This is a genomic window from Qipengyuania nanhaisediminis (assembly GCF_045862805.1).
Taxonomy (GTDB): domain Bacteria; phylum Pseudomonadota; class Alphaproteobacteria; order Sphingomonadales; family Sphingomonadaceae; genus Erythrobacter; species Erythrobacter nanhaisediminis_A.
This window is the reverse complement of record NZ_AP025760.1, coordinates 14,616-33,524: the sequence shown is the minus strand read 5'-3', so window position 1 is coordinate 33,524 and position 18,909 is coordinate 14,616. Positions and strand designations below refer to the sequence as shown.

General features: G+C 63.9%; 22 protein-coding genes. 15 read left to right on the top strand and 7 right to left on the bottom strand.

Annotated features, from left to right (window positions below):
- Positions 1–98: 98 nt before the first annotated feature.
- Positions 99–1,283, top strand: a complete 1,185-nt coding sequence (locus tag ACKTSM_RS00190) for a phospholipase D-like domain-containing protein (protein WP_407875134.1) — start codon at positions 99–101, stop codon at positions 1,281–1,283.
- Between the two features lie 7 nt (positions 1,284–1,290).
- Here ACKTSM_RS00190 and ACKTSM_RS00185 read toward each other — a convergent pair whose 3' ends face one another.
- Positions 1,291–2,808, bottom strand: coding sequence for a replicative DNA helicase (locus tag ACKTSM_RS00185; RefSeq protein WP_407875133.1), 1,518 nt, complete (start codon positions 2,806–2,808; stop codon positions 1,291–1,293).
- A 146-nt stretch (positions 2,809–2,954) separates the two neighbouring features.
- Here ACKTSM_RS00185 and ACKTSM_RS00180 point away from each other — a divergent pair, with 146 nt between their 5' ends.
- The 3 genes from ACKTSM_RS00180 to ACKTSM_RS00170 are packed head-to-tail and all read left to right on the top strand — an operon-like array spanning position 2,955 to position 4,616.
- The gene (locus ACKTSM_RS00180; RefSeq protein ID WP_407875132.1) at positions 2,955–3,461 is read left to right on the top strand and encodes a UPF0262 family protein; all 507 of its coding nucleotides are present in this window, start codon (positions 2,955–2,957) and stop codon (positions 3,459–3,461) included.
- Between the two features lie 40 nt (positions 3,462–3,501).
- The gene (locus tag ACKTSM_RS00175; RefSeq protein ID WP_407875131.1) at positions 3,502–4,185 is read left to right on the top strand and encodes a glycoside hydrolase family 25 protein; all 684 of its coding nucleotides are present in this window, start codon (positions 3,502–3,504) and stop codon (positions 4,183–4,185) included.
- Entirely contained in the window at positions 4,164–4,616 is a 453-nt protein-coding gene (locus ACKTSM_RS00170; protein ID WP_407875130.1) for a cytidine deaminase, read from the top strand. The genes ACKTSM_RS00175 and ACKTSM_RS00170 overlap by 22 nt, the downstream gene beginning before the upstream one ends.
- On the opposite strand, the gene ACKTSM_RS00165 is transcribed toward ACKTSM_RS00170, so the two are convergent.
- The 3 genes from ACKTSM_RS00165 to ACKTSM_RS00155 all read right to left on the bottom strand — a co-directional run bounded on the left by ACKTSM_RS00165 (position 4,613) and on the right by ACKTSM_RS00155 (position 7,231).
- Positions 4,613–5,305, bottom strand: a complete 693-nt coding sequence (locus ACKTSM_RS00165; protein WP_407875129.1) for a DUF4197 domain-containing protein — start codon at positions 5,303–5,305, stop codon at positions 4,613–4,615. The two genes, ACKTSM_RS00170 and ACKTSM_RS00165, sit on opposite strands and share 4 nt — an antisense overlap.
- 143 nt (positions 5,306–5,448) lie before the next feature.
- Positions 5,449–6,588 carry a M14-type cytosolic carboxypeptidase gene (locus tag ACKTSM_RS00160; RefSeq protein ID WP_407875128.1) on the bottom strand — a complete coding sequence of 380 codons (1,140 nt, stop codon included), beginning with the start codon at positions 6,586–6,588 and terminating at the stop codon, positions 5,449–5,451.
- A 22-nt stretch (positions 6,589–6,610) separates the two neighbouring features.
- Positions 6,611–7,231: a hypothetical protein gene (locus ACKTSM_RS00155; protein ID WP_407875127.1), complete on the bottom strand. Its 621-nt coding sequence runs from the start codon at positions 7,229–7,231 to the stop codon at positions 6,611–6,613.
- A 136-nt stretch (positions 7,232–7,367) separates the two neighbouring features.
- On the opposite strand from ACKTSM_RS00155, the gene galE reads away from it, so the two are divergent.
- From galE to ACKTSM_RS00140, 3 genes are all read left to right on the top strand, one after another.
- Positions 7,368–8,381 carry a UDP-glucose 4-epimerase GalE gene (galE, locus tag ACKTSM_RS00150; protein WP_407875126.1) on the top strand — a complete coding sequence of 338 codons (1,014 nt, stop codon included), beginning with the start codon at positions 7,368–7,370 and terminating at the stop codon, positions 8,379–8,381.
- A gap of 92 nt (positions 8,382–8,473) precedes the next feature.
- A complete protein-coding gene (gene ykgO, locus ACKTSM_RS00145) occupies positions 8,474–8,599 on the top strand; it encodes a type B 50S ribosomal protein L36 (protein WP_050599643.1) in 126 nt (41 codons plus the stop codon).
- Positions 8,600–8,695: 96 nt separating this feature from the next.
- Positions 8,696–9,301 carry an HAD family hydrolase gene (locus ACKTSM_RS00140; RefSeq protein ID WP_407875125.1) on the top strand — a complete coding sequence of 202 codons (606 nt, stop codon included), beginning with the start codon at positions 8,696–8,698 and terminating at the stop codon, positions 9,299–9,301.
- 127 nt (positions 9,302–9,428) lie between these two features.
- Here ACKTSM_RS00140 and ACKTSM_RS00135 read toward each other — a convergent pair whose 3' ends face one another.
- Positions 9,429–9,770: a CC_3452 family protein gene (locus ACKTSM_RS00135; protein ID WP_407875124.1), complete on the bottom strand. Its 342-nt coding sequence runs from the start codon at positions 9,768–9,770 to the stop codon at positions 9,429–9,431.
- A gap of 200 nt (positions 9,771–9,970) precedes the next feature.
- Between ACKTSM_RS00135 and ACKTSM_RS00130 the strand changes: the two genes are divergently transcribed.
- The 3 genes from ACKTSM_RS00130 to recQ are packed head-to-tail and all read left to right on the top strand — an operon-like array spanning position 9,971 to position 12,673.
- Complete coding sequence (locus ACKTSM_RS00130) at positions 9,971–10,525, top strand: winged helix-turn-helix transcriptional regulator (RefSeq protein WP_407875123.1); 555 nt, start codon at positions 9,971–9,973, stop codon at positions 10,523–10,525.
- Positions 10,482–10,859: a hypothetical protein gene (locus tag ACKTSM_RS00125; protein ID WP_407875122.1), complete on the top strand. Its 378-nt coding sequence runs from the start codon at positions 10,482–10,484 to the stop codon at positions 10,857–10,859. The genes ACKTSM_RS00130 and ACKTSM_RS00125 overlap by 44 nt, the downstream gene beginning before the upstream one ends.
- 29 nt (positions 10,860–10,888) lie before the next feature.
- The gene (gene recQ, locus ACKTSM_RS00120) at positions 10,889–12,673 is read left to right on the top strand and encodes a DNA helicase RecQ (protein ID WP_407875121.1); all 1,785 of its coding nucleotides are present in this window, start codon (positions 10,889–10,891) and stop codon (positions 12,671–12,673) included.
- Between the two features lie 4 nt (positions 12,674–12,677).
- Here the strand turns inward: recQ and ACKTSM_RS00115 are convergent, their stop codons facing one another.
- Together ACKTSM_RS00115 and ACKTSM_RS00110 are read right to left on the bottom strand one after the other, a co-directional pair.
- Positions 12,678–13,394 (bottom strand): cyclic nucleotide-binding domain-containing protein, encoded by a 717-nt coding sequence (locus ACKTSM_RS00115; RefSeq protein WP_407875120.1) that lies wholly within the window; start codon positions 13,392–13,394, stop codon positions 12,678–12,680.
- Positions 13,394–14,887 carry a YifB family Mg chelatase-like AAA ATPase gene (locus ACKTSM_RS00110; RefSeq protein ID WP_407875119.1) on the bottom strand — a complete coding sequence of 498 codons (1,494 nt, stop codon included), beginning with the start codon at positions 14,885–14,887 and terminating at the stop codon, positions 13,394–13,396. Before ACKTSM_RS00110 ends, ACKTSM_RS00115 begins: the two co-directional genes overlap by 1 nt.
- 158 nt (positions 14,888–15,045) lie before the next feature.
- On the opposite strand from ACKTSM_RS00110, the gene ACKTSM_RS00105 reads away from it, so the two are divergent.
- From ACKTSM_RS00105 to yidC, 5 genes are all read left to right on the top strand, one after another.
- Positions 15,046–16,071, top strand: a complete 1,026-nt coding sequence (locus ACKTSM_RS00105; RefSeq protein ID WP_407875118.1) for an alpha/beta hydrolase — start codon at positions 15,046–15,048, stop codon at positions 16,069–16,071.
- A gap of 123 nt (positions 16,072–16,194) precedes the next feature.
- Positions 16,195–16,329: a 50S ribosomal protein L34 gene (rpmH, locus tag ACKTSM_RS00100; RefSeq protein ID WP_407875117.1), complete on the top strand. Its 135-nt coding sequence runs from the start codon at positions 16,195–16,197 to the stop codon at positions 16,327–16,329.
- A 127-nt stretch (positions 16,330–16,456) separates the two neighbouring features.
- Entirely contained in the window at positions 16,457–16,837 is a 381-nt protein-coding gene (gene rnpA, locus ACKTSM_RS00095; protein ID WP_407875116.1) for a ribonuclease P protein component, read from the top strand.
- Positions 16,834–17,043, top strand: coding sequence for a membrane protein insertion efficiency factor YidD (gene yidD / locus ACKTSM_RS00090; RefSeq protein WP_407875115.1), 210 nt, complete (start codon positions 16,834–16,836; stop codon positions 17,041–17,043). Before rnpA ends, yidD begins: the two co-directional genes overlap by 4 nt.
- 67 nt (positions 17,044–17,110) lie before the next feature.
- Positions 17,111–18,901: a membrane protein insertase YidC gene (yidC, locus tag ACKTSM_RS00085; RefSeq protein ID WP_407875114.1), complete on the top strand. Its 1,791-nt coding sequence runs from the start codon at positions 17,111–17,113 to the stop codon at positions 18,899–18,901.
- Positions 18,902–18,909 lie beyond the last annotated feature (8 nt).

Sequence of the window (18,909 nt, the reverse complement as noted above, 5' to 3'; positions counted from 1 at the left end):
TCTTTGGAAAGGACAGCGCAGCTAAGGACGGGTGCGCGCAAAGTCAAGATTTGAGCGTCGGCTGGCACCGCATCGCGGGCTCGTGCATTGGGTATGCAATGACGAAGGACAATTCCAGCACAGCCGGATGCTCGACCGAGCCTGAATATTGCGACAGCGACCCGTTCGAGGTGTCGGCATGCGATCACTGTTTCAGGTTCTATCCCTCGGGCGCAGACCGGCTGGATGCCCTGCTCGACCACATCGCATCGGCCGAGCGTACTCTCGATGTGTTCTACTACATGTTCCAGGACGACGACAGCGGGACGAAGGTCCGCGATGCCCTTGCGAGCGCAGCGGCGCGCGGCGTTTCGGTGTCGCTGGTGATCGACGATTTCGGCAGCGACGCACCTGCCGAATTCTTCGAACCCCTGACCCGGGCCGGCGGCAAGTTCGCGGTGTTCCTGGCCGATTGGAACGTGCGTTACCTGATCCGCAACCACCAGAAATTCGCTATCGCGGACAATGCCCGCGTGATGACTGGCGGGTCGAACGTCTCGGACCATTATTACAATCCCCCCGAAGAAAACGGCTGGTGCGATCTCGGCGTGCTGATCGAGGGCGAGATCGCGAAAAAGTTCTCCGAGTGGTTCGCCCTGCTCGAGGACTGGACCCGCTCCAAGGGATCGCAGTTCCGGCGTATCCGAAACATGATCCGCAACTGGGACCCGGGCGATGGCAAGGTAAAGCTGTTGATGGGCGGTCCGTTCCTGCGTCGCAGCCACTGGGCCTACAGGTTCAAGCAGGACCTCGCGGACGCGAGACGCCTCAATGCGGTCACGGCCTATTTCGGCCCTTCGCGCAGTTTCCGCCGTGCGATCGCCAAGGTCGCCATGCGCGGCAAAGCCCGCCTTGTCCTTGCCGGCAAAAGCGATCTTGAGGGCACGATTTTCGTCGCCCGCCTGTTCTATCGCCGACTCATCAAGGCCGGAGTGCGGCTGCTCGAATTTCAGCCGTGCAAGCTGCACATGAAATTGATCGTGGTCGACGCCTTCAGCTATTTCGGAAGCGCCAATCTCGACCGGCGGTCCACCCGGATCAACATCGAACTGATGGTGAGGGTCGAAGACGAGGAGCTCGCGGCACGGCTACGCGAATTCATCGATTACCTGTCCGAAGCCACAGTCGAGGCGGACGAGCAATGGTACCGGGAAAATTCGGGTTTCTTCCATCGCCTGCGCTGGCGGATGTACCACATGTTGAGCCTCGCGGATTACCGGCTCGCGCGCGCGGCATCGGGATGATCTGCGCCTATTCGCCTTCGCCCCAGCTCGAATAGTCGCGCATGTTGGGCGAGGTGAACTTGGTGATCTCGCTCTGGAAGTGGAGCGGGACATTGCCGGTCGAGCCGTGACGCTGCTTGGCGACGATCAGCGTCGCCTTGTTCTTCACCTCGAGATATTCCTGCTCCCATTGCGCATATTTTTCCTGCACTTCGGGAGAGGACGACCCGTCTGGATTGGGCATGTCGGGGCGCACGGCTTCCTTGTAGTAATCGGCGCGATAGATGAACCAGACCATGTCGGCGTCCTGCTCGATCGAGCCGGATTCGCGCAGATCGGACAGCATCGGCTTCTTGTCGTCGCGCTGTTCGACCGCACGGCTGAGCTGCGACAGGGCGATCACGGGGACGCTGAGTTCCTTGGCGAGCGTCTTGAGCCCGCGACTGATCTCCGAAATCTCATTGACGCGGTTGTCATTCGCGCGGCCGGAACCCTGGAGAAGCTGGAGATAGTCGACCACGATCAGCCCGATATCGTGCCGCCGCTTGAGCCTGCGCGCACGGGTGCGCAGTCCGCCTATGGTCAGCGCCGGCGTATCGTCGATATAGAGCGGAAGCTCCGCCAGTCGCTGGCTGGCGAAGGACAGCTTCTGGAAGTCTTCCCGCGTCAGCGTGCCCGAACGCAGCGCCTCGGACGACACCTCGGATTGCTCGGCGAGGATACGCGTGGCCAGCTGGTCTGCGCTCATCTCGAGGCTGAAGAAGGCGGTCGGTGCGCCGTAATTGTGCTCGCCGCCATCGCGCATCCACTTGAGGTGCTCTTCGGCGCAATTGAACGCAATATTGGTCGCCAGCGAGGTCTTGCCCATGCCCGGGCGCCCGGCGAGGATGATGAGATCGGAATCGTGCAGGCCCGCGGTTTTCTGGTCGATCGTCTCGAGACCCGTGGTCTTGCCGGATAGGCCACCGCCCGAATTCATCGCCGCCTCGACCATCTTGATCGCGGTCAGCGAGGCATCGCGGAAGGAGGATGCCTCGTTCCCGGTCGCTGCCCCTTCGGCGACGCGGAACAGGTCGGCCTCGGCCTGGCTGATCCGGTCCATCGGATCGGTTTCCTCCGAGGTATCGAGAGCGCCCTCGACAAGGCCGCGCCCGACGCTGACCAGTTCGCGCAGCAGCGCTAGGTCATAGATCTGCTGTGCAAGCTCGCGCGGGGCGAGCAGGCCCGACCCATTGGCGGTGAGCTGAGCGAGATATTTCGGACCGCCCAGTTCCTTGAGCGCCTCGTCAGCCTCGAAATGCGGGCGCAGGGTGACCGGCGAGGCGGTGGCATTGCGCTCGATCATCTTGAGAATGCGCTCGTAGATGCGTTCGTGGAGCGGTTCGAAGAAGTGATCGGGCCGGATCGGGGTCTGCAATTCCTCGATCACGCGGTTGTCGATGAGCACCGCTCCCAGAAACGCGGCTTCGGCCTCGATGTTCGAGGGGAGCTTGCGAATGGGGCTGTCGCTGTCGGTGTTAGCCGGGCTGATCGGTTCGGAGGCCATGCGGGCTAATGCTCCCAAGCAAGCTCGTGTTTCAAGGGCGAAGGAAAGCGAAATATTTTTCCAATGTCATCTTGCCTTGTGGATAGCGGGGATTGGCCAATGCGGCGCTTGAAGTGTGGCCCGTTGATCTGCGAAGGCAAGGGGCAATGACCGCCTCCCCAACCGATTCTGGCAACCAGCATCGCATCGCGCATATCACGCTCGATGACGAAACGATCCTGTGGCGCAATGCCGATGTCGAACAGGAACGGCGGGTGGCGATCTATGACCTGATCGAAGAGAACCGTTTCAAGCCTTTGCGCAGCGCCGAGCGCGGTGCCAGGGGGCCCTACAGGCTCGACCTCAAGGTGCAGGACGGTCGGCTGGCAATGGACATTTCCGATTGCCAGGAGAACCCGCTCGAATCGCTGCTGATCGGGCTTGCCCGCTTTCGCCGGCCGATCCGCGAATATTTCGCCATCTGCGACAGCTATTACCAGGCTATCCGCAAGGCGACACCGGGCGAGATCGAGACGATCGACATGGCCAGGCGCGGCATTCACAACAATGCTGCCGAATTGCTGCTCGAACGGCTCGAAGGCAAGGTCGAGACCGATTTCGCAACCGCGCGGCGGCTGTTCACGCTGATCTGCGTACTTCACATCAAGGGTTAGGGCGCGGGAATTGGCACGCAGGAAATCCGCAAGAGGCAGGATGGGACGCTGGCTGTTCCGGCTGGTGGCTCTGGCCGCGCTGATCGCGCTCGGCTTTGCTGCCTGGCTGTGGTGGGACATGCGAAGCTGGCGCCCGGACCCGGCACTCTATCCCGAACAGGGCGCGGTGATCGCCAGCGGCACGTCGCCGGCCCGCTATGAGACCTTGAACGCCATCGGCGCCGATTTCGTCTATCTCGCGCTTTCGGGTCCTGGCGGCGCGCCCGACCCTGGCTTTGCCGCAAGGCTCGGCGCAGCGCGCGATGCGGGTCTCGAAGTGGGAATCGTCCAACCCTTCGACCCATGCCTCGGCGCTGACATCCAGTCCGCGCGTTTCACCCGCATGGTGCCGCGCGATGGGGACCTGCTGCCGCCGGCGATCGCGCTGATCCGGACCGCGGCCGACTGCAATCCGGCGGTGAGCGATGCCGCGGTCGAAAGCGAGCTATTGACGCTGGTGAACCAGATCGAGATGCATGCGGGCAAGCCGGTGATCCTCAAGCTCGGACAGGAATTTGAAGCGCGGCACCGCACCGCCAACAGCACTGCGCGCGACTTGTGGCTGGTACGCGACCGAGCACGGCCCGATTATGCCGGGCGGCCATGGCTGCTATGGAGCGCGAACAGCCAGCTGGTGACCGAAGCGTCCGAAGAACCGATCGAATGGGTGGTGGTACAAAGATGAGCCTTGGACTGAACGACGAAGAAGCCGAACTTGTCGCGCAGGCGCGCGCCGCGGCCGAACATGCCTATGCCCCCTATTCCGATTACCAGGTCGGCGCGGCCCTGCGCTTTGCGGACGACGCGGTGATCACCGGAAGCAATGTCGAGAATGCAAGCTATGGCCTTGCGCTGTGCGCCGAAACGGTCGCGGTCGCGCGGGCGCTGGGCGAGGGACGTCGCGGCGGCCTTGCGAAGGTCGCGGTGGTGGGACCGCTTGACAAGGGCGTTGGCGCGCCCATCACCCCTTGCGGCCGATGCAGGCAGGTTCTCAACGAGCTGGCACAGCTTGGCGGAACCGATCCCGAAGTGCTGTGCGTGGGCAAGGACGAGGTGCGCCGCGTGGCGCTGTCAGACCTGCTCCCGCACGCGTTCGGTCCAGCGCATCTCGACTAGTTGCCGAGCAGGCGCCCGAGCCCGCCCAGGGGATTGTCGCGAAACCCTCGCTCCTCTGCGCCGATATAGGCGAAAATGCCATCGAGCCCTTGGTCGGTCACCGACCGGTTCATTTGCTCGCGATCGAGCCCCGCCTGCTTGATGAATGCATGTTCGCCTGCCAGGCGTTCGAACGTGCTGTAAACCCCCGCCCGTTCAAGCGCGCCGTCGACCAGCGGTTGCAAAGCGACGTGAAGCCGGTCGTTGGATGAAGTGCGAAGATACCGGGTGCCGCCATCCTTGCGGCGGATGATCTCCGGCGCATCGGAAAACGACAGGTCATCGATCGCATCGCGAAAAATAGGCTTGGCCTCGCCTGCCGCGACGCCGGCCGCATCGTTGATGTCGCGGGTGATCGTGCCCAGCACGCCGAGCCGGTTGCCGGCGCTCATCAGCGAACCGAGCAGGCCGCCGCTGCGTCCGCCGAGACCGCCGACGATCGGCAGGCCGATCCGGATGCTCTCGTCATCGTAGAACGCACCGGGCTGCGCCAGCTTGTCGAGCGCATTGTCGCTTGCCCGGCCGAGCAGCGATGACAAGCCCAGCCCACCCTGTGCGCTGGCCATCCCCGGCATGGCCAGGGCGATGCCGCCCGCCAGTGCGCCGGTCACGAATTGCCGCCTTCCGACCGTCATGCTTGCCCTGGTCATCACCTGTCTCCTCTAACCGAGTGGCCAGCATAGCAGGTAGGGGCAGGGTCGCGGGTAAAATGCTGTATCGCTCGTGTTCGAACGAATGACGGGCCGGAATCCGCGATGGATGCCGGCCCGCCGCAAGGGTGAAAGCTGCGTTGTCAGTTCTGCTCGGTCTCGATCCATTCGAGCAGCGCCGCGAGGCAATCGCGCGCAAGCAGCTTGCACCGTTCTGGCGACCATCCCTGCTCGGGTTCGGGGAAGTCGGAAAGATCCTTGTAAGGCATTTCCAGCGTCATCGCGCACGCACCATAGCGTTCGGCGACGAGATTGGTCGAAATGCCGAGATTGGCCTTGCCCGCAGCTGACTTGGGATAGCCGAGCTCGGTCTGGAAGTCGGGCGTGCGCCGATCGAGTATGCGCTGGTAGCGGTAGAACTGGTCCCCAAGCGCATCGGTCCACGAGGGAATGCCCTCGAACCCTGCGAGGAACACCGCCGGAATGGCCTCGTCACCGTGGACATCCATCGCAAAGTCGACCCCGGTCTCGTCCATGCGGTTCCGGATCGCGAGCACTTCGGGTGACTTGTCGGCGCTGGGATCGGACCATTCGCGGTTGAGATTCGTGCCGACCGCATTGGTGCGCAGGTGGCCGCGGCGCGAGCCGTCGGGATTGCAATTGGGCACGATGTGCAAGCGACAATGTTTGCGCAGGCCGCGCGCGACAGGATCGGCCGGATCGGTCAGGCATTCCAGCGCCCCTTCCATCCACCATTCCGCCTGGGTTTCGCCGGGATGCTGGCGGGCATAGAGCCACACCTTTTGCTCGCCTTCACCCATTTCGAGCATGTCGAGCGGCTGGCCGTCGAGTGTCTGGCCCAAACGGACGAGATCGACACCCTCGCTCGCCGCGGCCTCGGAGACGAGGTCGTAATGGCGCTCGGTCGAATAGGGCGCGAAATAGGCGAACCAGCTGACCTGCGATGCCGGCGTGTAGCGGATCGTGAGCGTCCCGTTTTCCTCGTCGGCATCGAACGTGCTCGATGCGCGCGCCCAGAATTCGCGGTCCTCGGAAACGCACGCATTGTAATCGGGCCAGCCGCCGGGATAGGCGCTGTCGTTGAGGCCGGTGATCTTAAGCGTGAGCTCTTCGCCCGCAGCGCCGGTCACGCGGAAATGGAACCACTGTGCAAACTCGGCCATGTGGTCCTTGGGGATGGCGAGCCGCGCCACGGCCCCGTCAATCGACAGCACTTCGATATTGCCGCTGTCGAAAGCGGCGTCGATGGCGATCATGGTCATTGGTTTTCCTGGGAATAAGGGGTCAATCCGAAAGCTCGTCGACCGATAGGGTCACAACTTCACCATTTCCACCCGGAAAATCACGGAAAAGCGCGGAGGCGAGAATGCGTGCACTCGCATCTATATCGGCATCGGGCGATTTGAACGCGACGGGGTGCTCGGCGCGCCCTTCCCACAAGCTGTTGCCCTCGTTGTCCGAGATGCGCACCGACAACCGGCTCACGACGTCGGGACCGCGCGATGCGCCGCCAAGATTGATGCCCAGCCCCACGCCCACGCCGCTGCCATAGCTGCCGGTGCTGCCCCCGACACCGACGCTGACCGGACTGCGCGCGCGCCGCGACGTGGCGATCGTGTCGCGGCTGGTCCTCACCAACGCGACCTGTGTCGCCGCCCCGCTCTCGTCGACCACCTCGTAGCCGAGCATTGCCAGTTGTTCGCCGACGGCCCGGGCAAAAGCATCGCGCGCGCGCAGGTTCGACATGTCCTCGGCGAATGTGACGGCGATCTGCCCCTGGCCCAGGGCGGCTTCGTTTTCCGCGACGAAGCGCGTGACCTCGACCGGGCCACTGTAATGCCCGGCGCAGGCCGGAAGCAGGAAGACGGAGAGTGCGAGCGCTGCAAACCTTTGGAGGAGGGTCATGACATTTCCTTTCTTGCTCCTGCTAAAGCGCGCGAATATGCATCCCAGTTCCTGAAGACGGGGATCGCCAGTTCATGCAGCCGCTGCGCGTCTCTGCCTCACTCTAACGCAAGCGGGACATTTTGAGCAGCTGGTGATGGAGCAAGCAGACAGGCCTTCTATCCTCGTGACGGGCGGGGCAGGCTATATCGGCAGCCATGCCGTCCTGGCACTGCGCGAGGCCGGATGGCCGGTGACGGTGATCGATAACCTGTCGACCGGATTTCGTTTTGCCGTGCCCGAAGACGTCGCTTTTTACGAGGGCGACATCGCCGACAGTGCGTTGATCGCCGAGATCGCGGCCCGACACCACACGCGCGCGGTCATGCATTTTGCCGGGTCGATCGTGGTGCCCGAAAGCGTCGCCGACCCGCTTGCCTATTATCACAACAACACCGCCAAGAGCCGCACGCTGATCGAGGCTTCGGTCAAAGCGGGCATCGCCCATTTCATTTTTTCCTCGACAGCCGCGGTCTACGGCATGCCGAGCGTGGCGGCCGTGTCGGAGGACATTTCGGCGGCGCCGATCAATCCCTATGGCTGGTCGAAGCTCATGACCGAGCAGATGCTGGCCGACACCGCGAAAGCGCACCCGATCAATTTCGGTGCCCTTCGCTATTTCAACGTCGCCGGCGCCGATCCGCAAGCGCGCACCGGCCAGTCGACTGACGGGGCGACGCACCTGATCAAGGTCGCGCTCGAAGCCGCGCTGGGCAAGCGCGATGCGGTCAGCGTGTTCGGCCGGGATTACGACACGCCCGATGGCACCGGGGTGCGCGATTACATACATGTCAGCGATCTGGCGGATGCCCACGTGCTCACGCTCGAGGCTTTGATGGCAAGGCCCGACCGCTCGCTGACGATGAATTGCGGATATGGCCGCGGTTTCTCGGTGCTCGAGGTGCTCGACGCCGTCGACCGGGTCGCGGGCGTATCGCTTGAGAGGCAATTCGCCGATCGGCGGGCCGGCGATCCGGGCAAGCTTATCTGCGACCCGTCGCAAATCCGCTCGCAATTGCCTTGGACGCCGCGTCATGACGACCTCGACACGATCATCGCTCACGCGCTGCAATGGGAAGAACGACTGACCCAAATTCGCGCAAGCGGTTGACGAATCAAACGGGGCCGCGTAGGCGCGCGCCTTGAAATTTGCGGCATCGCAGACCATCTGCGGTGCCTGTTTTATTCCCGGGAAGCCGAACAATGAAGATTCGTAACAGCCTCAAGTCGCTCAAGGGTCGTCACCGCGATTGCCGCGTGATCCGCCGTCGTGGGCGTACCTACGTCATCAACAAGACCAATCGTCGCTTCAAGGCCCGCCAGGGTTAAGCGATTTCTTGCTGGCCGCAGCTCTGCGGCCGGGCACAGCAGCGGCCCGCCTCCTTGCAGGAGTGCGGGCCGCAGCCGTTTGAGGGATAGGCAGGCATGGACAAGGCGGTGGTCTTCGATGTCGGGCGGGTATTGTTCGACTGGCAGCTTCGCGCCCTGTTCGCCAAGCTGATCGACGACCGCGACGAACTAGACACGTTCCTGTCCGAGGTCGTGACCGAGGAATGGCATTTCCAGACCGATCGCGGCCGCAATGTTCATGAGATGGTCGAGGAACGCGTCGCGCAATATCCGCAATACGCAGAGCTGATCCGCGCTTATGCCGACAGGTTCAACGAAACGATCCCAGGACCGGTGCCCGGATCGCTCGACATCGTCAGGCGGCTGCACGCTGCCAAGGTTCCGATCTTCGGACTGACCAATTTCGGGCATGAATTGTGGGAGCAATTCCGGCCAGGCGAATCGGTCTTCGACCTGTTTGAGGATATCGTCGTCTCGGGGACAGAGAAGGTCGCCAAGCCCGACCCGCGGATTTACGCGATCGTCGAAGAGCGTAGCGGCAAAAGCGGTGCTTCGCTGTTCTTCACCGACGACAACCCGGACAATATCGCGGCAGCCCGCGCGCGCGGATGGGACGCCTATCGCTTCATCGATGCGAGCACGCTCGAAGCGGATCTCGCTCGAGCCGGTCTGCTGACCTGAAAACCCCCGGCTGCCGCGCTTGGACTGCGCTGCGGAGCCGGGGGTACGCGCCCGTGGAGAGGTCGGGCAGGAACGGGACGGGTTCGGCTCGGGGAGGCCGGTCATCCCAAGGGTGAGGCAGGTCCGATCAGTTGCCGTTGCACCGCGCGAGGCGATCTTCGGCAATGTCTTCGCCCTCGACCTTGAACGCGGTGATCGCACCCATTTCACGGGCGAGCCCGCGACAGATGCGCAAGGGACGCGACGGGCCGCGATTGGCGACGCAGGTGGTGTCCCTGCAAGTCCAGGCCACGCCGCCTGCAACCGGGCGGTCATCTTCGGCCGGGGCAGCGAGGGTGGCGGTGTAATAGGGCATGTTCTGAGCGACGAGCGGCGCGCTCGACGTGGCGAAACCGAAGGTCATCGTCGTGTAGGCGATGGCGAGTGCAAAGACCGTCAAGCGGCCGGAGCGGTTCAGGGAGAGGGTCATCGGGCTTTCCTTGTCAAAGTGCATTTCACAGGGTTCAGAAGCGCAGCTGGATCGCAGTTTCCAAACCAGTTGCGAATCGCTACTTATCCAGGCTGATTTAAAGTTGCAACTAGAAACTTATCTGCGAGAGAGAAAAGATCGCAACCGCCTTTGCGATTTGCGCAAAGGGTGTTTAAATAGGTTGCAAAGCGAGGACTGAAATGGGCGAAATGAGAGAACCGCTGCGCGATCTGATCGAATGCGGATTGCCGCAAGCGCTTGAGGTGATGGGCGAAAGATGGTCGTTCATGATTCTACGTGCGAGCTTCAACGGGTTGAAGCATTTCGAGGAATTTCTCAGCGAACTCGGCATCGCCCGCAATATCCTCTCCAACCGGCTGGCAAAGCTGGTCGATCACGGCATTCTCAAGCGCGAACCGTGCGCGGACGATCGCCGCAAGATCGAATACCGTCTCACGAGCAAGGGGTTCGACCTCCTTCCCGCGATGATTGCCCTGCGCCAATGGGGCCAGAAATACGGGTCGGATTTCGTCGCCGAGGACCCCGTACTGGTCGACGAGGCCGACCGCCTGCCGATCGGGCCGGTATCGATCCTTTCGCATGATGGCCGGATCCTCGGGCCGATGGACCTCAACATGATCTCGCGCGCCGATATCGGAAGGCGCTCCGATGGCACGATGAGCGAGCCCGCAGAGGGACTGAAGCGGGGCGATGTCGTCGATCTCGAGGCAGCGCGAAAGGCTGCCGCTGGCTGAATCGCCCGGTCCGCTGCGCACGCCCGACGGGCGCTATATCGTCGTTCGCGGGCGGCTGTGGCGCGCGACCAATCCCCATATCCCGGAGGCCGAGCGCCAGCGCCACGTCAAGGCGCTCATGGATGCCCGGCGCGATGTCGGCTCGGCCTTGCGCGACAAGGACGCGGAAGCCGAAAAGGCGGCGCGCGCCCGTGTCCATGCAGCCAAGCTTGCGCTCGGCGAACGCGGCGCGGTCTGGTGGGATGACGGCGCGCCCGATGAAAACCGCAAAATGGTGCGGAATTCGAGCTATGCCGACTGGTGGGCGACCCATCCCGCCGCTAGCGAGGAATGACTCTCCCAAGCCCAAACCCCGGACCTTTCGTGACCTGTGACACTGCCATCGACGCCCATGCCATCCTGCGCGAGGTATTCGGCTTTGCCGGCTTCCGGGGGCGCCAAGAAGACGTGGTCAGCCGCGTTCTTGCAGGAAAGCACACGCTCGCGCTGATGCCGACCGGTGCGGGCAAGTCCCTGTGCTATCAGCTTCCCGCGCTCGCGCGCAGCGGCACGGCTATCGTCGTCTCGCCCCTGATCGCACTGATGCACGACCAGATCCGGGCCGCGCAGGCGCTCGGCATTCGCGCGGCCTCGATGACCAGCGCCGACAGCGACAGGGCAGAGACAACTAAGGCCTTTCGGGCAGGCAAGCTCGACCTTCTCTATGTCGCGCCCGAGCGCGCGACCACGCCCGCTTTCCGGTCGCTGCTGGAATCCTGCAAGCTCTCGCTCTTCGCGATCGACGAAGCGCATTGCGTTTCCGAATGGGGGCACGATTTTCGCCCCGACTATCGGGCCTTGCGACCCATGCTCGATTGCTTCGCGGATGTTCCGCGTCTTGCTCTGACCGCGACCGCCGACGAGGTCACCCGCGCCGATATCCTCAAACAATTGGGCATTCCCGACGAAGGGTTGATCCGGGCCGGGTTTGACCGGCCCAATATCCGCTACGCCATCAGTCCGCGCGCCAGTGCGGCAAGGCAGATCGGCGATTTCGTCCAGCGCAATCCGGGCGCAGGGATCGTCTATGCCACCAGCCGCCGCGCGACCGAGGACCTGGCCGAAAAGCTCAAGGCCACCGGCCGACCCGTTGGTGCCTATCATGCCGGGCTTCCAGCCGAGGAGCGCGCCGCGACTCAGGCGGCCTTCGTCGCTTCGGAAGACATGGTCATGGTCGCGACGATTGCCTTCGGGATGGGGATCGACAAGCCCGATGTTCGCTTCGTCGTCCATGCCGGCCTGCCCAAGTCGATCGAGGCCTATTACCAGGAAACGGGTCGCGCGGGCCGCGATGGCGATCCGGCGATTGCGCAGATGTTCTGGAGTGCGAGCGATTTCGCGCGTGCGCGCCAATGGCTGGGAGAGGTGGAGGAAGCGCGTGTTGCGCCCGAGCGCGCGCGTCTCAACGCGCTGGCAGCCCTGGTCGAAAGCGCAGGCTGCCGCCGGGCGATCCTGCTGCGGCATTTCGGCGAGGATCCGCCACAGACCTGCGGCAATTGCGACAATTGCTGCGACCCGCCGCAGGTCATCGACGCCACCCAGACGGCGCAGAAACTGCTGTCGGCGGTCTATCGCACCGGCCAGAGCTTCGGCATCGGACATGTCGAGAAGGTCCTGCTCGGAAGGGAGGACGAACGCGTGCGCCAGCGCGGTCATGACCGCCTATCGGTCTTCGGCATACTCGCGGACGAGGAGTCGCGCCTCCTGCGCCCGGTCATGCGCAGCCTGATGGCGCACGAAATGCTGGCAACCACCGACCATGGCGGGCTTGCGCTTGGACCGGGCGCGCGCGAGGTCCTGAAGGGCGAGCGCAAGGTCGCAATCACCGAGCCGCCTGCAAGAAAGCGGCGCCGTTCGTCCGGCTCTGCGGCGGCAAACCCGGTGGGCGATCCGCTGTTCGATGCGCTGCGTGCCCGCCGCACGGCGCTTGCCAAGGAGCATTCGATCCCCGCCTACATCATCTTTCATGACAGCGTGCTACGCGCGATGGCGGAGCAGCGTCCGGGCACGCGCGCAATGCTGGGCGAAATCCAGGGCGTGGGCGCGAAAAAGCTCGAAAGCTGGGGCGAGCCCTTCCTCGAGGTGATCCGCGAATTCGAAGCCGCCTGACCTGTCAGGCCTCGGCCGCCTCGAGCAGTTCGACGCTTTCCACGGTCGCGGGCAGCGCGTCGTCGGGGCGGTAGCTTTCCTTGAGCTTCTTGGCGAGGTCGCGCGTCAGCAGCGCATTGAGCGCATTGCCGAGCCCCGGGTGCCGCCGGCTCAGCGCGCGAAGGGCGTCGGCATCCCATTCGACATAGCGCACCCCCCGAGGGGCAACCGAGGTAGTGGTGGTGCGCCGGTTGAGCACATAGGCCACTTCGCCGAGGAAATTGCCTTCGGGCAAGCGGAACTGGCGTCCATGCTTTTCGACCGAGACGATTCCCTCAAAGACATAGACGAGCACGCTCGATGGCTCGTCCTCGCGGGTGAGCATGGTGCCATCGGGATCGGTGGCGATGTGCCAATGCGCCAGCCGGGCTACGCGGCGGAACTGGCCCGGGGTGAGCGTTTCGAAGGCATCGAAGAGCCGTCGCTCGTCCTCGCTCATGCGCAGGGTGGTGCGTTCGAGCAGGATCTGGCCCAGAACCCACAGATTGATAGCGACCATCGCGATGCTGGTGACGATCGCCTCCCATAGCGGCCCGGCATCGATCACGTAGTAATAGGCGATATAGACCAGCGTCGAGACGATGATCATCACCCGAAGGCGCAATTCGTCGCGTATGCCATAGGCGACCAGCAGCAGCGCTGCGCCCAGATAGATCAGCCAGGAGGGGTCGAAATCGGTCATCACCGCCCGATCATCTGCCGGTAACTCAGCGCTTCGGCAATATGCACGCGGCCGATATCGCGCGAGCCGGCGAGGTCGGCAATGGTGCGCGCCACCCGCAACATGCGGGTATAGCCGCGCGCTGACAGCCGCAATTTCTCGGCGGCCTTCATCATCAGCGCGCGGCCTTCGTCATCGGGCGCAGCGTGGGTTTCCAGGGCTTCGCCTTCAAGCTCGGCATTGGAGCGCACCGCGCGATCTGTCGCGAGCGAACGGGCTCTTGCGACGCGCATCGCCACCTCCTCGCTGCCTTCGGACGGCGCAGGCAGCGCCATGTCCATCGCGCTCACCGCGGCGACTTCGACATGGAGGTCGATACGGTCGAGCAGCGGTCCTGAAAGCCGGGCCTGGTATTCGCTCGCGCAGCGCGGCCCGCGCGCGCATACATGCCCGGGTTCACCGGCATGGCCGCAGCGGCACGGATTCATCGCGGCGATCAGCTGGACCTGTGCGGGAAAGGAGACATGGGCGTTGGCGCGGGCGACATCGACACGGCCAGTCTCGAGCGGCTGGCGCAGCGAATCGAGCACCGCGCGCTGGAACTCGGGCAGTTCGTCGAGGAACAGGACGCCCAGATGGGCAAGGCTCACCTCGCCCGGGCGGACCTTGAGTCCGCCTCCCGTAAGCGCGGCCATGCTGGCCGAGTGATGCGGCGCGCGAAACGGGCGGGCGCGGCTGATCTGGCCGGCCTCGAGCATTCCGGCCACCGATTGCACCATCGACACCTCGAGCGCTTCGGCGGGCGTGAGCGGGGGAAGAATGCCGGGCAGACAACTTGCAAGCAGGCTCTTGCCCGATCCCGGTGGGCCGACCATGAGCAGGTTGTGCCCGCCAGCCGCTGCGATCTCGAGCGCGCGCTTGGCGGTTTCTTGTCCCTTTACCCGGGCGAGGTCGGCGGCAAGTACGGGCTCGGCAATCGCGCCGCGGCGAGGCTCTTCGAGCACCTGCGTGCCCTTGAGGTGAGCGAGCAGGCTCGACAGGTTCGGCGGTGCAAGCACGGGCACGCCGCTTGCCCATTTCGCTTCGGCTCCTTGTTCGGCGGGACAGATCAGCCCGCAATCCGCCTCGCTCGCGTGGAGCGCCGCGATCAGCACGCCGGGTGAAGCCACCACTCGCCCGTCAAGCGACAATTCGCCCACCGCGATCCATTCGGTCAGCTGTTCGGCATCAGTGACACCCATTGCGGCCAGCAAGGCCAGCGCGATCGGCAGGTCGTAGTGCGATCCGTCCTTTGGCAGGTCGGCAGGCGACAGGTTGATCGTGATCCGCTTGGGCGGCATGGCCAGCCCCATCGCCGAAAGCGCGGCCTGAACGCGCTCGCGACTCTCGCTCACTGCCTTGTCGGGAAGGCCGACAATCGCGAACCGCGGCAGGCCCGATGCCACCTGGCACTGGACCTCGACTTTACGCGCTTCGAGCCCGAGATAAGCAACAGTCCGTATCAGCGCGACCAAGCCGATATCCCCCCATCGGCAGAAATCCAGCATTTCTGCGGATCCGGATTGTGCAGGGTTAATAGGGCCTTGTCGAGCACTTAGGGACGGCTACGCAAGGAAATCGCAAGTATAAACCTTGGCAAATCCTGAACCCGACGTGGCGTAGTTTTGACGCCATGAAAAAGCTCGCTGCACTCCTCGCCCTGATCCAGCTGGTCCTCATCGGCGGCCCTGCTCTGGCACAGCCATACCAGGCTGCGGGCGGCGGGATGCGCACCGTGGCGACCGAAAGCTGGGTCGAAGAATGGGACGCTGAACGCGGGCAATGGGTCCGGGTCGCCGAGGGCAGCCTGCCCGCTGCCGAGGTAAGTCCAAGTGTGAATTACGCCAATCTGCGCGGACAGGCTCCGCGCGATACGCACCGGGCAGCGCGCTATGCCCGTCCGGTCGTTCAGCACCCTGCCGCAACCACACTTGCGCAATACGGCCCGTTCATTGTCACGAGCGCGACTAGTGCCAGCATGATCGGATCGACCGACAGCGCGAGCCCCGCGCAGTTCGACGCCATGGTCCGCGATTTCCCCGGCCTCGCAGTGATCGAAATGGTCGAGGCGCCCGGCACGAGCAACGACATCGCCAATCTCGCAGTGGCCCGCCGTATCCGCGCCAATGGAATTGCGACCCATGTTCCCGATGGCGGTTCGGTCCGTTCGGGTGCGGTCGAATTGTTCCTCGCCGGAGCCGAGCGTTCCATGGCTGACAGCGCCACGTTCGCGGTCCATTCCTGGCTCGACAATCACGGCCGGGAGGCGGATGATTTTCCCGCCGATCACGAAGCGCACCGGCTCTATATAGACTTCTACGTCGAGATGGGAATGAGCGAGGAGCAGGCGCGCGCATTCTACGCCATGACCAATTCGGTCCCCCATGCCAGCGCCCTGTGGCTCGAGGCGGCCGACATGCGTCCGTGGCTGGCCCGCGATCGCGGCCCGGCGCTGCGCCTTGCGGCGAATGACCAGACCGGTCTGGCCAAGGCCGACGCCTCGCACGCTCTTGCTGTGCTGGGCGCGCCCGCGCTCGCGGTGCCGACACTCGAATGGGGGCCGATCGCGACCGATCCCGCCTTCCCGGCGATCGCCTATGATGACCTTGCCGGCTTCGCGATCGCGCAAGGCGTGCCGTCTGCCTTGACTCAGGGCTAGCTTTCCCATAGGTGCGCGCGCCTGTTCCGGGTGTTCTGACAGAACGCGCGAAAACGGTCGTCTCTGCCAGGGCCTCAATCGGGCTCGCAGGCGCAGCGTCCAGGTTTAGATTTCGAGGATATTATGAAGCGGACTTTTCAGCCCAGCAATCTCGTGCGTGCCCGTCGGCACGGTTTCTTTGCGCGCAAGAAGACCCCGGGCGGTCGCAAGGTCCTGCGCGCGCGACGCAAGCGCGGTCGCAAGAGCCTCTGCGCGTAACAGCGAGCGTGGCGCTTCGGCGTCGCGTCGCCTTGCGCTCATGCGGCACCTTGGCCGCGTCGCTGCGGGCGAGCGAATCGCCCATGCGGGCTCCCTGTGGGGGCCCGTTTGCGTTATAGAGACCGAGATGCCCGAGGTTCTGACCAAGCGCGCGGATTTCCTTGCCGCGAACAAGGGGCTGCGCAATGCCAAGCCGGGTTTCGTCCTGCTAACACGGCCCAATGACGGGCAGGGCATTCGCTACGGCGTCACGGTGACCAAGAAGATTGGTAATGCCGTGGTGCGGAACCGGATGAAACGCCGCTTTCGCGAATTGCTGCGCGCCGCCCTGCCGGACAAGGGATTGCCCGGTCACGACCACGTCCTGATCGGCCGCGCGGGCGGGGTCACGCGCGATTTCCACCTCATGGCGCACGAACTCGACCAGGCGCTGGCACGCGCGGGGGAAGGCAAGGGTGATCCGGCCCGGGGCCGACGCCCCCGCCGCGGAAAGCGGAGCGGGTCTTGAAGCAGGTGCTGATCCTCGTCGCGCGCTTCTGGCAGGTCGGTCCTTCGCGAATCCTGCCACCGACTTGCCGCTACATGCCGTCCTGCAGCCAATACGCAATCGAGGCGCTGACCAAATATGGCGCTCTCAAGGGTGGATGGTTGACGCTAAAGCGTATAGGGCGCTGCCATCCATGGGGAGGCCATGGCCACGATCCCGTCCCCTGAGGACTGGACAGGCCAGGTGACCTACCTATCTAACACACCATCGAACGCAATTCTCTAGGGCTTCATCTTGGACAACCAGCGCAACATCCTGCTCGCCGTTCTGCTTTCGGGCCTGCTCATTCTCAGCTGGGACATGGGCATGGGGTATTTTTATCCCCAGCCGGCGGTTACCGCCCCCGACAATGAAGGCGCAGCACCCAGCGCCGCTGAGGCCCCGGGCACGAGCGTGGTATCGGGCGATATCGACGGCGAGGTTCCTGCAGGCATTCCCGGAGTGGCTGAAACCCCGGCCGGGCCGGTCGACCTCGCCACCGCGCTCGCCGATCCGCGCCGGGTGGTGATCGATGCGCCGCGTCTTGCCGGTTCGATCAATCTCGTCGGGGCGCGGATCGATGATCTCGTGCTCAAGGATTACAGCCAGGAAACCGATCCCGAGAGCGGCCCGGTGCGCCTTCTCGCTCCCGAAGGGTCTGACAGCCAGTATTTCGCCGAATTCGGCTTCATCGTCGGCGGCCAGCGCCTGCCGAGCAATGCGATCTGGCAGGCCGATGGCGACGTGCTTTCCCCTGGCAGCCCGGTCACGCTGACCCGCACCGGCGACAACGGCACGATCTACACCGTCCGCCTGTCGATCGACGATCACTACATGATCACCGCCGAACAGGCGGTTGCCAATCCGGCCGAAACCGCCGCGATCGTCCAGCCCTTCGCCTTCATCAAGCGCACCAGCACCACCGCGTCGGCTGACCAGTTCATCGCCCATGCCGGTCCCACTGGCGTGTTCGGCGGGTCGCTCTACGATCCCAATTCCTATTCCGAGCTGGCCGAGCTGCGCCGCGACAGTCCCGCGGGCGCGGTCTCCTGGCTGGGCTTCACCGACACCTACTGGGCCTCCGCGCTCGTCCCGGGTGAGGCCGAGACCGACAGTGCCGGCTGGCGCGCGCTGGGCGGCGACCTGTTCCGCGCCGATCTCATCTATGATGCCCAGACCGTGCCCGCGGGCGGCGCTTTGACCACCACGACGCAGCTTTTTGCCGGCGCCAAGGAGAGCACCGTTCTCGATGCCTACGAGGACACCGGCATCACCTATTTCGGCAAGGCGATCAGCTGGGGTTGGTTCGAATGGTTCGAAAAGCCGCTCCTGTGGCTGCTGCGCCTGCTCAACGAGCTGGTCGGCAATTTCGGCGTCGCGATCATCCTGCTCACCGTTATCATTCGCGGGTTGATGTTCCCGATCGCGCAGAAGCAGTTTTCCTCGATGGCCGCGATGAAGGCGGTCCAGCCGAAAATGAAGGCCATCCAGGAACGCTACAAGGACGACAAACAGGCCCAGCAGCAGAAGATCATGGAGCTGTACAAGGAGGAGAAGGTCAATCCGCTTGCGGGTTGTCTGCCTCTCCTCATCCAGATCCCGATCTTCTTCGCGCTCTACAAGGTGCTCTATCTCGCCATCGAGATGCGCCACGAGCCGTTCCTCTACATCAACGATCTTGCCTCGCCCGATCCGGCCAAGATCCTCAACCTGTTCGGCCTCCTGCCTTATGACGTGCCGGGTTTCCTTGGCATTGGCATCCTTGCCGTGCTGCTGGGCGTGACGATGTGGCTGACCTTCAAGCTCAATCCGAGCGCGATGGACCCGATGCAGCAGCAGATCTTCAACCTGATGCCATGGATCCTGATGTTCGTGATGGCACCCTTTGCCGCCGGCCTGCTGATCTACTGGGTGACCTCGAACATCCTGACGCTTGCCCAGCAGAGCTATCTCTATTCGCGCCACCCTCAATTGAAAGCGGCGGCGGAGAAGGAGAAGGCGGAGAAGGCCAAGGCGCGCGAAGACGCGGCCAAGAGCAAGGCATAAGGACCGGC

Excerpts from the sequence above, each read along its gene's own strand:
- ACKTSM_RS00175 (WP_407875131.1), top strand. The coding sequence starts at position 3,502 with ATGGGACGCTGGCTGTTCCGGCTGGTGGCTCTGGCCGCGCTGATCGCG.
- ACKTSM_RS00180 (WP_407875132.1), top strand. The coding sequence starts at position 2,955 with ATGACCGCCTCCCCAACCGATTCTGGCAACCAGCATCGCATCGCGCAT.
- ykgO (WP_050599643.1), top strand. The coding sequence starts at position 8,474 with ATGAAGATTCGTAACAGCCTCAAGTCGCTCAAGGGTCGTCACCGCGAT.
- rpmH (WP_407875117.1), top strand. The coding sequence starts at position 16,195 with ATGAAGCGGACTTTTCAGCCCAGCAATCTCGTGCGTGCCCGTCGGCAC.
- ACKTSM_RS00115 (WP_407875120.1), bottom strand. The coding sequence starts at position 13,394 with ATGACCGATTTCGACCCCTCCTGGCTGATCTATCTGGGCGCAGCGCTG.
- ACKTSM_RS00185 (WP_407875133.1), bottom strand. The coding sequence starts at position 2,808 with ATGGCCTCCGAACCGATCAGCCCGGCTAACACCGACAGCGACAGCCCC.
- ACKTSM_RS00160 (WP_407875128.1), bottom strand. The coding sequence starts at position 6,588 with ATGACCATGATCGCCATCGACGCCGCTTTCGACAGCGGCAATATCGAA.
- galE (WP_407875126.1), top strand. The coding sequence starts at position 7,368 with ATGGAGCAAGCAGACAGGCCTTCTATCCTCGTGACGGGCGGGGCAGGC.
- ACKTSM_RS00125 (WP_407875122.1), top strand. The coding sequence starts at position 10,482 with ATGTCGTCGATCTCGAGGCAGCGCGAAAGGCTGCCGCTGGCTGAATCG.
- ACKTSM_RS00135 (WP_407875124.1), bottom strand. The coding sequence starts at position 9,770 with ATGACCCTCTCCCTGAACCGCTCCGGCCGCTTGACGGTCTTTGCACTC.
- ACKTSM_RS00155 (WP_407875127.1), bottom strand. The coding sequence starts at position 7,231 with ATGACCCTCCTCCAAAGGTTTGCAGCGCTCGCACTCTCCGTCTTCCTG.
- rnpA (WP_407875116.1), top strand. The coding sequence starts at position 16,457 with ATGCCCGAGGTTCTGACCAAGCGCGCGGATTTCCTTGCCGCGAACAAG.
- ACKTSM_RS00165 (WP_407875129.1), bottom strand. The coding sequence starts at position 5,305 with ATGACCAGGGCAAGCATGACGGTCGGAAGGCGGCAATTCGTGACCGGC.
- ACKTSM_RS00140 (WP_407875125.1), top strand. The coding sequence starts at position 8,696 with ATGGACAAGGCGGTGGTCTTCGATGTCGGGCGGGTATTGTTCGACTGG.
- ACKTSM_RS00170 (WP_407875130.1), top strand. The coding sequence starts at position 4,164 with ATGGGTGGTGGTACAAAGATGAGCCTTGGACTGAACGACGAAGAAGCC.
- ACKTSM_RS00130 (WP_407875123.1), top strand. The coding sequence starts at position 9,971 with ATGGGCGAAATGAGAGAACCGCTGCGCGATCTGATCGAATGCGGATTG.
- ACKTSM_RS00105 (WP_407875118.1), top strand. The coding sequence starts at position 15,046 with ATGAAAAAGCTCGCTGCACTCCTCGCCCTGATCCAGCTGGTCCTCATC.
- ACKTSM_RS00190 (WP_407875134.1), top strand. The coding sequence starts at position 99 with ATGACGAAGGACAATTCCAGCACAGCCGGATGCTCGACCGAGCCTGAA.